Source organism: Pedobacter nototheniae, assembly GCF_032678625.1.
In the GTDB taxonomy this organism is placed as follows: domain Bacteria; phylum Bacteroidota; class Bacteroidia; order Sphingobacteriales; family Sphingobacteriaceae; genus Pedobacter; species Pedobacter nototheniae_A.
On the sequence record NZ_JAVTSO010000002.1, the window covers coordinates 764619 to 779363 of the forward strand.

Here is a 14745-nt window from a genome sequence, read left to right on the forward strand (position 1 = left end):
AATATAATTATGTATTCTGAAACATCTAAAAATAAAAAAATCTAAATATGAAAAAAACACATTTGATTTTAACAGTGCTTATATTACTTTTTTCGGCAGTAACATTAAAAGCTCAGAAGGCCGCTTATTACCCACAGGTTCCGTTTGATTCTTTACAAGCAAAAAACATGCTGGCATTAGGTAAGTCGTCAATTGAAGGTGTGGCATTTACGCGCCCAAAAAATGGCTATGGAATGAAAGTAGGATCAAAAATATTGGCCCAAAATGTTGTGGTAACCTTGTACCCGGTTACTTCTTATTTCGAAGAATGGTATAAACTAAGAGGTAAAATGGAGAATAAAAAAACAAGTGTTTTCATGTCTGAACAAGCTTTTAGATACCGGATTACAGTAACAACAGATGCGTATGGCAGATTTAAATTTGATAAAATGAAGCCAGGTAAATATTTTCTTCAATCTTTTGCCAGTTATAGCCGTTCAGGATCCACACCGGTATACCGGGGAAGTGGTTACAATAATTATGGAGGCAGAACAGATTATTACGATTATCAGAATTATACCAATAACTATACTGACCGGATAGAAGAATTTGTAGAGGTAACCAGAGATGGACAAGCCATTGAAATGAAACTGAAATAAGATATAAACCTTTTGCATAAAGCAAAAGGTTTTTTGTTTATGGCTATTTCTTTATCTTTATAAAATGAAACATTTAATTGCACCATCCATTTTATCTGCCGATTTTGGCAACCTTCAAAGAGACGTTGAAATGATTAACCAAAGTGAAGCCGACTGGTTTCATGTTGATGTGATGGATGGCGTTTTTGTTCCCAATATTTCTTTCGGTTTTCCGGTAATGGCTGCTGTAAAGAAATACGCAACAAAACCCTTAGATGTTCATTTAATGATTATTAATCCTGATCAGTATATAGAAGATTTTGCAAAAGCAGGCGCTTCAGGCATAACGGTTCATTATGAAACTTGTACGCATTTGCACAGAACGGTTCAGGCCATAAAAGCTGCCGGCTGTAAAGCTGGTGTAGCCATAAATCCACATACGCCGGTAACTTTGCTTCAGGATATTATTGCCGATTTGGATTTGGTACTGATTATGTCGGTTAATCCTGGTTTTGGCGGACAACAATTTATTCACAATACATATAAAAAGATTAAAGATTTAAAAGCTTTGATTCAGGGGGTTAATGAAAACCTGATTATTGAAGTAGATGGAGGTGTTGGTTTGCAAAACATCGGGATGTTAATAGAAGCGGGTGCCAATGCTTTTGTGGCTGGAAATGCCATTTTTGCAACTGATAATCCCACAACAACAATTTCTAAAATGAAAGAATTAAATACCGCTGAGAAATTCATTTGAGTAACCTAAAGCAAATTGGAAAATTTAACTAAAATAGTTGTTGATTACATCAATAAAAACAATTTAACCGGACTGAAAGCGGGTACGGACCGTGATTCATTTTTAGAAATATGGATGGTTACAGTTGGTGATAGAATTTTTGCCCGTTCGTGGGGTTTCGCGGAAAAAAGTTGGTACAATACTTTTATAGTCAATAATAAAGGAAAAATAAAATGTGGTCGCTCTGAATTTAATATTCAAGCCATTATTCCTCAGGATTTAACAGCTATTACGGATGAAATCAATAAAGCGTATCTCAGCAAATATAACTATGGAGAAAATGCGAAGTATGCATTGGGCATTACAGAGCAAAAGCACATAGACAAAACGCTTGAATTTATTGTTTTCTAAATCAAAAGCAAGAACATAACTTGCCCTGAACGATTGATTTTTTAACAACAGCACTTAGGAAATATAAATGCTCAAATTACGGCTCTTATTCTTTTTTCTGTTTGCAGGATTTGGTTTTGCATTTGCACAGCCTTTAGTAAGAATTTCCGGGATTGTTTATAACGAAGAAAAAATGCCACTTGCCCAGGTTACCGTAATGGTGTTAGGACAAGGGCAATCTACCGTTACAGATGAATTCGGTGCGTACACCATTTATTCAAAATCCCGGAATTTCAATATAAAATATTCGCTTTTAGGCTACCAATATCAGATACTAAAATTTAATGAACGCTCAGGGGCACGCATTAGCCAATCGGTAGGTTTACGCATTAATATTAATGAGCTGGAACAGATCAATATTACCAACAAGCAAAATCAACTTAGTAATACCACAACGTTGAATGTAGGCGATGTTTCTTTTATGCCTTTAGTATCAGGTAATTTCGAAACCATGCTAAAAACCCTTCCGGGTGTATCTACAAATAACGAATTGAGTGCTCAATACAGTGTACGTGGTGGTAATTTTGATGAGAACTTAATTTACATCAACGATGTTGAAATTAACCGGCCCATATTGATTAGAAACGGGCAGCAGGAAGGATTAAGTTTTATTAATGCCGACTTGGTTAGTAAAGCAAAATTTTCTGCCGGTGGTTTTGAAGCCCGGTATGGCGATAAACTTTCTTCTGTTTTAGATATTAAATATGATAAACCAGATAGCAATCAAACTGTATTAAGTGCCAGCTTTTTAAATACCTCCATTTCAACCAAGAGGACATTTAAAAATAGCTTTTTATTGGCTGGTATCCGATATAAAAACAATTCGAGCGTATTGATTAAGCAGGATGAAAAGGGAAGCTATAATCCTAATTTTGCCGATGCTCAATTGCTGTATCAGTATGATTTTTCTCCAAAATTTAACATTGGTTTTTTAGGTTTTTTTAATGGCGGGCAATTTAAACTGGTTCCTGAAAGCAGAGAAACGCAATTTGGCACTTTAAGTACTACTTTAAGGTTAAATGTAGATTATAAAGGTCAGGAAATAGACGATTACCGGACCATAGGCAGCGCTGTAACTGCAACTTTTACACCTAAACCAAACCTTGTTATTAAATTTATTAACAGCTATTTTAATACTGTAGAGCGCGAAAGATTTGATATTGATGGAAGCTATATTTTCGAGGAAGTTGATAATTCTTTTCCCATTGATGATTTTGGCCCTGTTAAAAAAGACAGGGGTATAGGATCTTACTATAATTACGGGCGAAATAGCCTGGATACAAGAGTATTTACTTCTGAAATTAAAGTTGACCAGAACTTTAATAACCATGTGTTTTCATGGGGGCTAAAATTCGAACAGTCAAAATATAATGATCGATTAAATGAATATAATTACACAGACTCAGCAGGTTTTGTTGTACCTGGTAATTCGAAAAACATTGTACTTCAGGATGTTATAAACATTGAGAATGACCTCAGTATTAAAAATTACAGTGCCTATATACAGGATAGCTATTCGCTCTCGGAGCACGCTGAATTACAATTAGGCGCAAGGGCAAACTTTAATTCGTTAAGCAACCAGTTATTGTTAAGCCCAAGGATGCTCATCGCTTATCGGCCAAATTCAAATAATAAAATTTTTAGGTTTACAGCGGGTGTTTATCAGCAGCCACCGTCTTACCGGACCATTAGAGATTTTAATGGAATTTTAAATATTAATCAGCGGGCACAACGTTCTTACAATACCTCTCTCGGTTATGATTATGCATTTGATGCATTTGGAACCCGGCTAAAATTTACTTCAGAAGCTTACTTTAAATATTCGGATCGTTTAATCCCTTATAAAATTGACAACCTGCGAATAAAATATTTAGCAAATGAATTGTCAAAAGGGTATGCATATGGAGCCGATTTTAGTATTGGAGGAGAGTTTGTTAAGGATTTGGTTTCTTATTTCAGGCTTTCTATTATGCATGCCAATGAAGATATAATAGGAGATCGTTACATTGAAAACGGTACAACTATATATCCTGGTTATTTAAAGCGCCCAACAGATCAGCGTGTTAATTTTTCTATATTTTTTCAGGATCGTTTACTCAATAGCCCAACTTATAAAGTTCATTTAAATGCGCTATACGGCTCTCGACTACCAATTGGCCCATCGTCAACAGACCGATATTTAGATAAATTTTATATTCCGGCTTATAAAAGGGTCGATATTGGTTTCTCTAAGGATTTTTTAGATGATGCTGCAGCGCACAAACCCAAGTTTCTCGATAAGAACTTCAGTTCGGTAATTCTGTTTTTCGAGGTTTTTAATATGCTAAACATCAATAATACAGTTTCTTACCTTTGGCTAAAAGATGTAGATAATGTACAATATGCGGTACCGAATTATTTAACAGGCAGGCAGTTTAATTTGAAATTGATTGTGAAATTGAAAAATTAAGCCCTGATTATTTTATGCTTGTAACCGCAAGAAATTTTAAAAGGCTATTGGTTACCTTGCTTACCTAAATCAAAAGAAATCGGTCATTTACAGTTAAACGTTTTAATTACAAAAACTGCAATAAATCCATTAACTTTTGGCTTTTTTTTAACAAAATTTAATTTTTTATCATACGATTTTATAGGCATTACTGCTTTAAAAATTTTACATTTACGGCGTAAAACATTAAATAATAAGATGAAGCATAATTTTGGCGCAGGCCCTTGTATTTTACCTCAAGAAGTGTTTAAACAAGCCGCACAGGCAGTTTTAGATTTTAACGATGGATTATCAATTTTAGAAATTTCGCACAGGACAACCGAATTTGAGGCCGTTGTTGCTGAAGCTGATAAATTGGTTAAAGAATTATTAAATGTGCCTTCGGGTTATTCCGTTTTATTTTTACAGGGTGGAGCAAGTTTGCAATTTGCAATGGTGCCAATGAATTTATTGGGCGACGGACAAAAGGCAAGTTACCTCGATACCGGCGTTTGGGCCACCAAAGCCTTAAAGGAAGCTAAATTTATTGGCGATGTAAATGTAGTTGCTTCTTCAAAAGATGCAAACTATACTTTTATTCCAAAAGATTACGAAATCCCGGCGGATAGTGCTTATTTCCATTATACTTCTAACAATACAATTTACGGAACTGAACTTTTTGATGTTCCACAAACTGCAGTACCAATGGTTTGTGATATGTCTTCAGATATTATGAGCCGTGTGATCGACGTTTCCAAATTCGATTTAATTTATGCCGGTGCGCAAAAGAATGTTGGTCCGGCAGGTTTAACAATTGTAATTGTTAAGGATGAAATTTTAGGCAAATCAGGTCGTAAAATTCCTTCCATGTTAAATTATCAATCGCACATTGATAATGGTTCAATGTATAATACTCCACCTGTTTTCTCTATCTATGTAGCATTATTAAATCTCCGCTGGTTAAAATCAAAAGGCGGTGTGGCCGAAATTGAAAAAGAAAATAAACAAAAGTCTGAAGCGCTTTACAGAGAAATAGATCGTAATCCTTTATTTAAAGGAACTTGTGCTATTGAAGATCGTTCAAGAATGAATATTTGTTTTGTAATGGAAAATCCGGAACTGGAAAAACCATTCTTAAAATACACTGAAGACCTTGGTATAGTTGGTATTAAGGGGCACAGAAGTGTTGGAGGTTTCAGGGCTTCGATGTATAATGCTTTGCCAATTACAAGTGTGCACGCTTTGGTAGAAGCCATGCAGTTATTTGAAGAAAAACAAGCAAAATCAAATTAAGATAAAATTATAATCGAACACGGATTGATTGCAAACATTTTGTAATGTCAATCGGTGAAATCAGACTAAAATGATTAAGATATTAGCAAACGATGGAATCGACCCTATCGGAAAAGAATTATTAGAAAAAGCTGGATTTGTAGTGGATACAGAAACCATTCCGCAAGATCAGTTGGCTGAAGCTTTAAAAAACTATGATGCCATTACAGTACGTAGTGCAACAAAAGTTAGAAAAGAATTAATTGATGCCGTTCCAAATATTAAATTAATTGGCAGAGGTGGAGTAGGCATGGATAACATCGATGTAGAATATGCCCGCAGTCAGGGTGTTGCAGTAGTTAATACACCTGCAGCTTCATCATTATCTGTTGCCGAACTGGTGTTTTCGCATTTATTTACGGGGATTAGATTTTTACAGGATGCTAACCGCAAAATGCCGGTTGAAGGTGCCACTCAATTTAATAACCTTAAAAAAGCTTATGCAAAAGGAACTGAATTAAGTGGTAAAACAATTGGCATTATCGGCTTTGGTCGGATTGGTCGTGCTACTGCAAAAGTTGCTTTAGGTTTAGGTATGAATGTTCTGGCTTATGATTTATATCCTTTAGAAACTGAAATTACTTTAGATTTTCAAGGTGGTATTTCCGTAAATATTCCAATTAAAACAGTAGCTCTTGATGAAGTAATAACCGGAAGTGATTTCATCAGCTTGCATACTCCATTTGCGGATAAACCTATTTTAGGCGAGGCCGAGTTTGCAAAAATGAAAAACGGTGTTGGAATTGTAAACTGTTCAAGAGGAGGAACCATTGACGAACCTGCATTAATTGCGGCCCTGGATTCAGGAAAAGTATCTTTTGCTGGTTTAGATGTTTTTAACAACGAGCCTACGCCGTTGGCAGGTATTTTAACACATCCAAAAATTTCATTAACGCCTCATATTGGTGCTTCAACAAATGAGGCTCAAGAGCGTATTGGAACGGAGTTAGCAACCTTGATTATCGAGCATTTTAAAAAATAGATCGTCTCATCATCCTGAACTTGTTTTAAAAGTTTTTACCTAAAGAGATGATGAAATAAGTTCAGTATAACAATTTTAAGGAAAGACCAATCGATTGATTGGTCTTTTTTAATCCAAAGCATTTGTAAGTGCCCAATAGCGATATCCCAGAACAGCCTTTTGAAAGGTGCTTAATTTTGAAGGGTCTTTTTTATACAAACTCGGTAAAACAGCATTATTGATTTTTACCAAAACCTTAAACAGCGCTTTTTTCATACTTCTTTAGTTTTTTGAAGAAAAAATAACTTCCTCCAGCCATAATAAGGATTAAAAAAACAATAATATAAATTGAGATATTTTTTGCGCCCATATCTCTATGTGCTTCATTTTTGATTTGTGTATTTTGATCCTGAAGTTTTTTTATTGTACGCATGTAATTCTCAATCCGCTCTTCCGAATTGCTGGCATCCACTACAACTTTTTGATTTTGAACATCTTTATAGTCCATCAGTACCTTTAATTCTTTAAAGATATTGTTATCATTTAATACAATTTGCCGAAGAATTTCATTTGAATTTTTAATATCCTTTTTTGTTTGCCAGCCAAAAATTCCTGTTTTTTCATTCAGGCTTTGATCGTATTGACCAAATTTTATACTTCGATCATTTAATAGGGCATTTATTTTAGCCCTTTGCATCTGATAGGCGGAAGTATCCTGTTGCGCAAAAGCAATAAAACTAAAAATAGAAAGGCAGAGAGTAAGCAGATGTTTTTTCATAATGGAGAAACAAGCGGAAAACAAAGATGTTTTTATAATTTTTTACATCACATTAATATAAACCATAATAATTTATATTACAGTATTTTAATTCTTGTGATAGTAAGCTATTCTTTACTTAATTATGAAATTCTACTCTTACAATATCGCCAAGATGTAAGCCTAATAAGCCACTTGCTTTGCCTTTATTAATTGCAATTTCCAAATGGTTACTAATGCCAAATAAGCAAAGTTTTTCGCCTTCCTGTACTTCATTGTAATGCCAGCTGAGCTGAGTAATGGTTTCACTTTTTCTAAAGTATAAAGTGAAATCCCTATTTTTTTGTATTCTGGTAAATAGATCTTTTGTAATATTGGTAATAACATTGCAAAATGTATCAATATAAACTACACTGCCCCGAATGATATCTTTCTCTATAACAGGGTGTAAAAGCATCTTTTGCTCAATCTCTGCTACAGGTAAGCCAATATCTTTAAGTTTGCCGCCTTTTGCTAAATGTGTTGCCGCTTTTACAAAAATATCAACCAATGGAAAGTGGAGGTACTTTAAGTCCTGCATAATGTTAAGCTCTACAACATCTTCAGGTGTATCATCAAAAAGAAGTGAAAAAATTCCATTATCGGCACCCACAAAATAATGGTCTTTGTGTTTTATAGCGATATATTTGGTGTTCTCACTGTACACAGAATCTATCCCAATTAAATGAACTGTATTTTTTGGAAAATAAGGATAAGCGTTTTTTAGAACAAATGCTGCATAAGAAATGTTGAAAGAGGGAACCTCGTGGGTAATATCGACCAAATTAACAGTAGGCATAAGCCTTAGCAGGCTACCTTTTAAGGCGGACTGGTAAAAATCTTTTGAACCTAAATCTGTTGTTAAAGTAATTATACCCATTAAAAATTCATTAATTATGCTTATTCTTGTGTAGGGGCTAAGCGCCTACAAATATTCAAATTTAAATTAAATATAAGCCTGCAAACTTAAAAAATACTACAGCTTGAACGAATTAAAATTAACATTGGATACCGTAAATCCTGCGCAATTCTGGGGACCGAACAACGAAAATTACGAAATGATTAAGGGCGCTTTTGCTAAATTAAAGATTGTAGCGAGAGGTAGTGATGTTAAGGTTCTTGGTGATGAACAGGAACTTAAGGTATTTGAACAGAAGTTTATCCAACTGGTTGGACAACTCGAAAAATACAGTTCCTTAACCAATAATGATGTCGAATCTATCCTAGGGCAAAAGGCAGATGGGGTTGTAAAAAAAGATGTTTCTGAACCAACCGGAGGTGGCGGAGAGGTAATTGTTTTCGGTACAAACGGTCTTTTGGTTAAGGCCAGAACCGCAAATCAGCGTAAAATGGTTACCAGTATTGGTAAAAATGATATACTTTTTGCCGTTGGGCCTGCTGGTACAGGAAAAACTTATACTGCCGTTGCTTTGGCAGTTAGAGCTTTAAAAAATAAAGAGATTAAAAGAATCATCTTAACTAGGCCTGCGGTGGAGGCAGGAGAAAATCTTGGATTTTTACCAGGAGATCTGAAAGAAAAGATTGATCCTTATTTACGCCCGCTTTACGATGCGCTGGATGATATGATTCCGGCAGAAAAACTAAAGTTCTATATTGAAAACCGTACGATAGAAATTGCTCCTTTGGCATTTATGCGTGGCCGTACATTAGACAATTGTTTTGTAATTCTGGATGAAGCACAAAACGCAACTGATATGCAGTTGAAAATGTTTTTGACCCGTATGGGACCAACGGCTAAATTTATCGTTACAGGTGATGTTACGCAAATTGATTTGCCTAAAAAGCAAATGTCGGGATTGTTTAATGGTTTAAGGATTTTAGAAGGCATTAAAGGCATTGATATTATTTACTTAAGCGGAGAAGATGTAGTGCGGCATAAACTGGTAAAAGATATCCTTAAAGCCTATGGCGATATCCAGTAAATAACCGGATGATTTTAAAAGCCTGGAATCTTGAATATACGATCTTTACAGAGATAAGAATTTAAGGCTCCAGGCTTTTGTATTTATTGAGCCTTAGAACGAACTTATTCTTTCAGACTTCCTGACTTTTTTGTATTTTTATCGCCAATGAAAGCACTAAAAGAAACCCATTTCAATTTCCCTCAACAGAGTAATTATTATAAAGGAAAGGTTCGTGATGTTTATACCATTGCCGATAAATTTATGGCGATGGTTGTTACAGATAGAATTTCCGCATTTGATGTAGTTTTACCAGAGGCTATTCCATTTAAAGGGCAGGTTTTGAACCAAATTGCAGCAAAATTTTTAGCAGCTACACAAGATATTGTACCCAACTGGGTGCTGGAAGTTCCTGATCCAATGGTAACCATAGGCAGAATTTGTGAACCTTTTAAAGTAGAAATGGTGATTCGCGGGTATTTGGCCGGACATGCATGGAGAGAGTATAGTGCCGGTAAAAGAAGTGTTTGTGGTGTGGCTTTACCTGATGGCTTAAAAGAAAACGATAAACTCCCAAAACCAATCATTACACCAACAACTAAAGCATCTGTTGGGCATGACGAAGATATTTCCCGTGAGGATATTTTAGCTAAAGGAATTGTTTCCCTGAGCGATTATGAAAAACTGGAACAATACACTTATGGCTTATACCAGCGCGGTACAGAGATTGCTGCAAAAAGTGGCTTAATCCTGGTAGATACGAAATATGAATTTGGTAAAGCTGATGGTGTGATTTATTTAATTGACGAAATCCATACACCAGATTCGTCGAGGTACTTTTATGCTGAAGGATACCAGGAACGTCAGGATAATAACGAAGCACAAAAACAACTTTCGAAAGAATTTGTACGCAAGTGGTTAATTGAAAATGGATTTCAAGGCAAAGATGGGCAAGTTGTACCAGAAATGACTCCAGATATCGTTAATTCTATTTCCGAGCGTTACATCGAGTTATATGAACAAATAGTTGGAGAAAAATTTATAAAAGCTGATGCCGATTCGATTTCAAGCCGAATTGAAGCTAATGTTTTAAAGACAATAGAAAAACTTTAATTCGAAAGAAAATATATACATTAGTAAAATAAAGATTAGAGAGATGAAATTTTCAGTAGATAAACATGAAAAATACGTAACCTTAAAGTTAAAAGAAACTAAGTTTACAAATGATAATGCACCTGGTTTAAAATCAGAATTTTATTTACTAAACGCCGAAGGCTTTAAAAATATAATAATTGATTTATCACACGTTAAAGAGTGTACAGATGCACAGGATTTAAGTTGCTTATTGGTAGGAGACAGGCTTTGTAAAAATGCAGGTGGCTTATTCATTGTAACTGGTATTAATGATGCAATAGCTCATATTATAGAATTATCAAACATATTCCAGTCTGTAACGTTTGTAAATACATTAGCAGAAGCAACAGATTTCATTTTTATGGAAGAGTTGGAAAAAGAATTCAGAGGCGCAAAATAAAAACGCATTAACTTATTTTAAAAAAAGCCTCGTAGCATTTAAACCTACGGGGCTTTTATATATCTTTAGAAATATGAAGTTTGAAGTTACAATTTTAGGAAGTAGTTCTGCAACCCCGGTTTTTAACCGTAACCCTTCGGCGCAACTTTTAAATTGTAATGAAAAATACTATTTAATTGATTGTGGGGAAGGTACGCAACACCAGCTCATCCGGTTTAATATTAAAGCAGCCAGGATTGATTATATTTTTATAACCCACCTGCATGGCGATCATTATTTAGGCCTTGTTGGGCTTTTATCCAGTTTGCACCTAAACGGGCGCATAAAACCCATGCAAATTTTTGGTCCTGCGGCTTTACTGGAAATTTTGGAAATTCAGTTTAAATATTCAGATACTACTCTTAGATACTCAATTGAATTTTTTGCTATTGACGCAACAAGTCCGGCCCAAATTTTTGAAAACAGTGATCTGGTTGTAAGAACAATTATTTTAAACCACAGGATTCCGTGTACGGGATTTGTTTTTGAACAAAAGCAAAGGCAACGAAAATTAATTAAGGAAAAAAGTGATGACGTGCCTATGGCTTATTATACAGCCTTAAAGAAAGGAATGGATGTTACACTTCCAAACGGGGATATTTTGCTAAGCGAAGAATATACTAAGCCGGCTGATGCCCCGAGGTCATACGCTTATTGTTCTGATACTTTATTTGATGAACGGTATTTTCCCTCCATAATGAATTGTGATACACTATACCATGAAGCTACTTTTCTTCATGAGTTATTAGATAGAGCAAAGGAAACTCACCACACAACCGCATTACAGGCTGCAGAAATTGCCAATATTATTCATGCGAAGAAATTATTAATCGGCCACTTTTCTTCCCGCTATAAAACTTTACAAATGCTTTTAGAAGAGGCGCAATCTGTTTTTGAAAATACCGAACTGGCAATAGAGGGGCGAACTTTTCAGCTATAAAATAGGCCACTCAGCTATAAAAAAAGCCCTTGCATTTAATTGCAAGGGCTTTTTATTTGAATAAGTTTTATTATTTATCTTTCTTATTGCCTCCGCCAAATACAGAGAAATGTACATAACGTTTAGGATTAGCTTTTAAATCAATCATCAGCTCATCCAGATTTTTAGAAGCGCTGCTTAAGTTATCATACATTTTGGTATCGTTTAACAATAAGCCTAAACTACCTTTTCCACTTTTAATTCCTGTAATTACGCTTTGCAAATCTGCAATGGCACTATTTGCATTGTCAAGAGTTTGTTTAAAGTTAGCAGCGGCAAACTTATCGGTAACGGTATTAATATTAGTTAAAATATCGCTGATCTTTTTATTGTTGTTGTTTAAATTAGCCGTAATGCCTTCAACATTTTTGAAAATTGCAGAAATACGCTGACTTTCTGATCCAACTAATCCATCCACTTTTTTAGAAGTCGTTTCTAAAGAGGCCAATGTTCCGGCAATACTATTAAAGCTCTTATCAACATTTTTCTGAAAATTTGGACTTAAAATGGTATTTACACTACTTAAAATAGAATCCATTTTACCAATAATTAACTCTGCTTTTTTCTGAATCGGCTGAACCTGTTCCATTAATCCCTTTTCTACATTGGCATTTAAGGTGGCGCCATCTTCCGCCATTTTTTTTGAATTACCCAATTCCATAATAATGGCTTTGCTACCTAAAAGATCTGTACCTTCTAAACGGGCAGTACTGTTATCCGGAATATCGTATTTGCTGTTGATGCTTAAGGTGGCCAGGATGGTACCGCCTGGTTCCAATTGTAGCTTGGCTACACGACCAATTTGATAACCATTGATTAAAACAGGCTTCGATACCGTTAAACCATCCACTCTTGAATATCTGGCAAACAAACTTGTTTCACTTGAGAAGATTGAATTTCCCTTTAAAAAATTATATCCAATAATTAATAAAGCAATGGCAAATGCAGCTAAAATACCTACTTTGGTTTCGTTCTTAATTTTCATGAGTGTTTCTATTTAATGGCTACAAGTTCCGAAAGTGTATTAAATCTTCAGTACCTATAAGAGCGCTTTCTTATTTTATGATGCTTTTCATATCTAATAATAGATAATACCTGCATCAGGACTTTTGTTTTGGTTTATGTTGTTAATTGTGTAATTAATATTCAAAGGTAAACTAACTATCACTTATAATGCCAATTATCTTACCTCAATATTTTTCTTATATTTTTTAATTGCATCCACAATAGAGTCTGCAATTTCGTTTTGCCCCTTTGCAGAGTTTATATATTTTTCTTCCTGCGTATTCGATATAAAACCTACTTCTGTAAGTACAGCTGGCATACCGCATCTTTGCAGTACTAAAACACCTTGTTCTTTTACACCACGGCTCAATCTTTTATCTCTTGCGATGTAGCTGTTTTGAATAAGCTTGGCAAATTTAATGCTTTTATCTCTAAACGCGTTTTTTAATAACGACAAAATAATAAAAGTTCCCGGATCGTTTGGATCATAACCATCATACTTGGTTTTGTAGTTCTTCTCTAATTTTATATCGGCATTCTCTCTTATTGCTGCATCTTGTTCTTTTAACCTGTGCGAACCAGCCACTAATGTTTCAACACCTTTGATGCCTTTATTACCTGCGGGCATTGAATTACAATGTACAGATATAAAAAGATCGGCATTTGCATCATTTGCTATTTCCGCCCTGCGGTATAAATCAACATCAATGTCTTTTGTTCGGGTATAAATAATTTTTATACCTGGCAATTCATCTTTCAATTTCTCGCCTAATTTTAAGGCAATTTTTAAGGCAACATCTTTTTCTTTCGAAAAACTTCCCGATGCGCCAGGTTTTCGGCCACCATGGCCGGGATCTATCACAATAGTTTTAATTTTATATCCCTGGGCAAAAGAATTTTGTATGCTGACAGATGATATTAAAATTAAAAAAATAACCAGAAGTTTAAGCTTCATTTAAGCAGGGATATTTTTGAGTGTTTATTAAAATGATGTTTCGGCTAAGCGTTTGTAGTTTTTAATGGCTTTAATAATTCCGCTTACAATTTCATTCTGTCCTTCAGGCGAATTCATATAATCTTCCTCTTCAGGATTGCTCACAAAACCAATTTCAGTTAATACGGCTGGCATGGCCGCACGAGCCAGTACGGCTAAGCTTTTTTCCTGTACACCACGATTTACACGCCCTGCATTAATATATTCTTGTTGAAGCATGGAGGCAAATTTTAAGCTTCTATCGCGGTTGGTTTGTTTCATTAATGAAATCATAATGTCACTCTCCGGTGTATTCGCAATAAAACCTTCATAATTTTTCTGGTAGTTATCCTCTAAAAACATGGAAGCATTCTCCCTTTTAATTACTTCATCTTGCTCGCTCAATCTGCCAGTACCCGAAACAAAAGTCTCAGTTCCATGTGTCGAAGTACTTTTAGAGGCAATTGTACGGTAAACCGGTACTTTTTTCCCTCTTACTTTTTTGTAATAATCCACTACTTTGGATACCCTTACCGGCATATCGTTTAAGTGGATAGAAATAAAAAGATCGGCTTTTGCATTATTGGCAATATTAATCCGTTCGTAGAGCGGAATAAATACATCGGTTTCTCTTGTATAAATTATTTTAATATCCTTAATGCTGTCTTGAAGTGCTTTTCCAAGGTTTAAAGCGGTTTTTAGAGCCACATCTTTCTCTTTTGAATACACCCCGTGGGTAGCGCCGTCTTTACCACCGTGACCGGCATCAATAACAATTGTTTTAATTTTATATTGCTGTGCAAATGCTTGATTATCAATTGAATTTAATGATATTGTACAAATAATAAAGGCTAAAATGGTTTTAAGATACATCAATGGTATATTTTTCACTAATTTTGGACGTTTTTGATTAAACACTTTTGCAAAAATAACA

General features: G+C 34.9%; 15 protein-coding genes. 10 read left to right on the plus strand and 5 right to left on the minus strand.

Features of this window, described 5'->3' with window-relative positions; all coding sequences use genetic code 11:
* Nucleotides 1–47: 47 nt before the first annotated feature.
* The 6 genes from R2Q77_RS08995 to R2Q77_RS09020 all read left to right on the plus strand — a co-directional run bounded on the left by R2Q77_RS08995 (nucleotide 48) and on the right by R2Q77_RS09020 (nucleotide 6584).
* Entirely contained in the window at nucleotides 48–638 is a 591-nt protein-coding gene (locus tag R2Q77_RS08995) for a hypothetical protein (protein WP_316803388.1), read from the plus strand.
* 64 nt (nucleotides 639–702) lie between these two features.
* Nucleotides 703–1374, plus strand: coding sequence for a ribulose-phosphate 3-epimerase (gene rpe, locus R2Q77_RS09000; RefSeq protein ID WP_316803390.1), 672 nt, complete (start codon nucleotides 703–705; stop codon nucleotides 1372–1374).
* A gap of 15 nt (nucleotides 1375–1389) precedes the next feature.
* Nucleotides 1390–1764, plus strand: a complete 375-nt coding sequence (locus tag R2Q77_RS09005; protein WP_316803391.1) for a DUF2255 family protein — start codon at nucleotides 1390–1392, stop codon at nucleotides 1762–1764.
* Between the two features lie 67 nt (nucleotides 1765–1831).
* A complete protein-coding gene (locus R2Q77_RS09010) occupies nucleotides 1832–4252 on the plus strand; it encodes a TonB-dependent receptor (RefSeq protein ID WP_316803392.1) in 2421 nt (806 codons plus the stop codon).
* 237 nt (nucleotides 4253–4489) lie between these two features.
* Complete coding sequence (gene serC / locus R2Q77_RS09015) at nucleotides 4490–5563, plus strand: 3-phosphoserine/phosphohydroxythreonine transaminase (RefSeq protein WP_316803393.1); 1074 nt, start codon at nucleotides 4490–4492, stop codon at nucleotides 5561–5563.
* Between the two features lie 70 nt (nucleotides 5564–5633).
* The gene (locus R2Q77_RS09020) at nucleotides 5634–6584 is read left to right on the plus strand and encodes a D-2-hydroxyacid dehydrogenase (RefSeq protein ID WP_316803394.1); all 951 of its coding nucleotides are present in this window, start codon (nucleotides 5634–5636) and stop codon (nucleotides 6582–6584) included.
* 235 nt (nucleotides 6585–6819) lie between these two features.
* Here R2Q77_RS09020 and R2Q77_RS09025 read toward each other — a convergent pair whose 3' ends face one another.
* Nucleotides 6820–7341 carry a hypothetical protein gene (locus R2Q77_RS09025; protein ID WP_316803395.1) on the minus strand — a complete coding sequence of 174 codons (522 nt, stop codon included), beginning with the start codon at nucleotides 7339–7341 and terminating at the stop codon, nucleotides 6820–6822.
* A gap of 118 nt (nucleotides 7342–7459) precedes the next feature.
* Nucleotides 7460–8239 (minus strand): SAM-dependent chlorinase/fluorinase, encoded by a 780-nt coding sequence (locus R2Q77_RS09030; protein ID WP_316803396.1) that lies wholly within the window; start codon nucleotides 8237–8239, stop codon nucleotides 7460–7462.
* 103 nt (nucleotides 8240–8342) lie between these two features.
* Here R2Q77_RS09030 and R2Q77_RS09035 point away from each other — a divergent pair, with 103 nt between their 5' ends.
* The 4 genes from R2Q77_RS09035 (at nucleotide 8343) to R2Q77_RS09050 (ending at nucleotide 11794) form a co-directional block, all read left to right on the plus strand.
* Nucleotides 8343–9302 carry a PhoH family protein gene (locus tag R2Q77_RS09035; RefSeq protein ID WP_316803397.1) on the plus strand — a complete coding sequence of 320 codons (960 nt, stop codon included), beginning with the start codon at nucleotides 8343–8345 and terminating at the stop codon, nucleotides 9300–9302.
* A gap of 147 nt (nucleotides 9303–9449) precedes the next feature.
* Complete coding sequence (locus R2Q77_RS09040; RefSeq protein ID WP_316803398.1) at nucleotides 9450–10394, plus strand: phosphoribosylaminoimidazolesuccinocarboxamide synthase; 945 nt, start codon at nucleotides 9450–9452, stop codon at nucleotides 10392–10394.
* A gap of 43 nt (nucleotides 10395–10437) precedes the next feature.
* The gene (locus R2Q77_RS09045) at nucleotides 10438–10815 is read left to right on the plus strand and encodes an STAS domain-containing protein (protein ID WP_316803399.1); all 378 of its coding nucleotides are present in this window, start codon (nucleotides 10438–10440) and stop codon (nucleotides 10813–10815) included.
* Nucleotides 10816–10888: 73 nt separating this feature from the next.
* Nucleotides 10889–11794: a ribonuclease Z gene (locus tag R2Q77_RS09050; RefSeq protein WP_316803400.1), complete on the plus strand. Its 906-nt coding sequence runs from the start codon at nucleotides 10889–10891 to the stop codon at nucleotides 11792–11794.
* 70 nt (nucleotides 11795–11864) lie between these two features.
* On the opposite strand, the gene R2Q77_RS09055 is transcribed toward R2Q77_RS09050, so the two are convergent.
* From R2Q77_RS09055 to R2Q77_RS09065, 3 genes are all read right to left on the minus strand, one after another.
* Complete coding sequence (locus R2Q77_RS09055) at nucleotides 11865–12818, minus strand: MlaD family protein (RefSeq protein ID WP_316803401.1); 954 nt, start codon at nucleotides 12816–12818, stop codon at nucleotides 11865–11867.
* 195 nt (nucleotides 12819–13013) lie between these two features.
* Nucleotides 13014–13793 carry an N-acetylmuramoyl-L-alanine amidase gene (locus tag R2Q77_RS09060; protein WP_316803402.1) on the minus strand — a complete coding sequence of 260 codons (780 nt, stop codon included), beginning with the start codon at nucleotides 13791–13793 and terminating at the stop codon, nucleotides 13014–13016.
* Between the two features lie 27 nt (nucleotides 13794–13820).
* The gene (locus R2Q77_RS09065) at nucleotides 13821–14684 is read right to left on the minus strand and encodes an N-acetylmuramoyl-L-alanine amidase (RefSeq protein ID WP_316803611.1); all 864 of its coding nucleotides are present in this window, start codon (nucleotides 14682–14684) and stop codon (nucleotides 13821–13823) included.
* Between the last annotated feature and the right edge of the window lie 61 nt (nucleotides 14685–14745).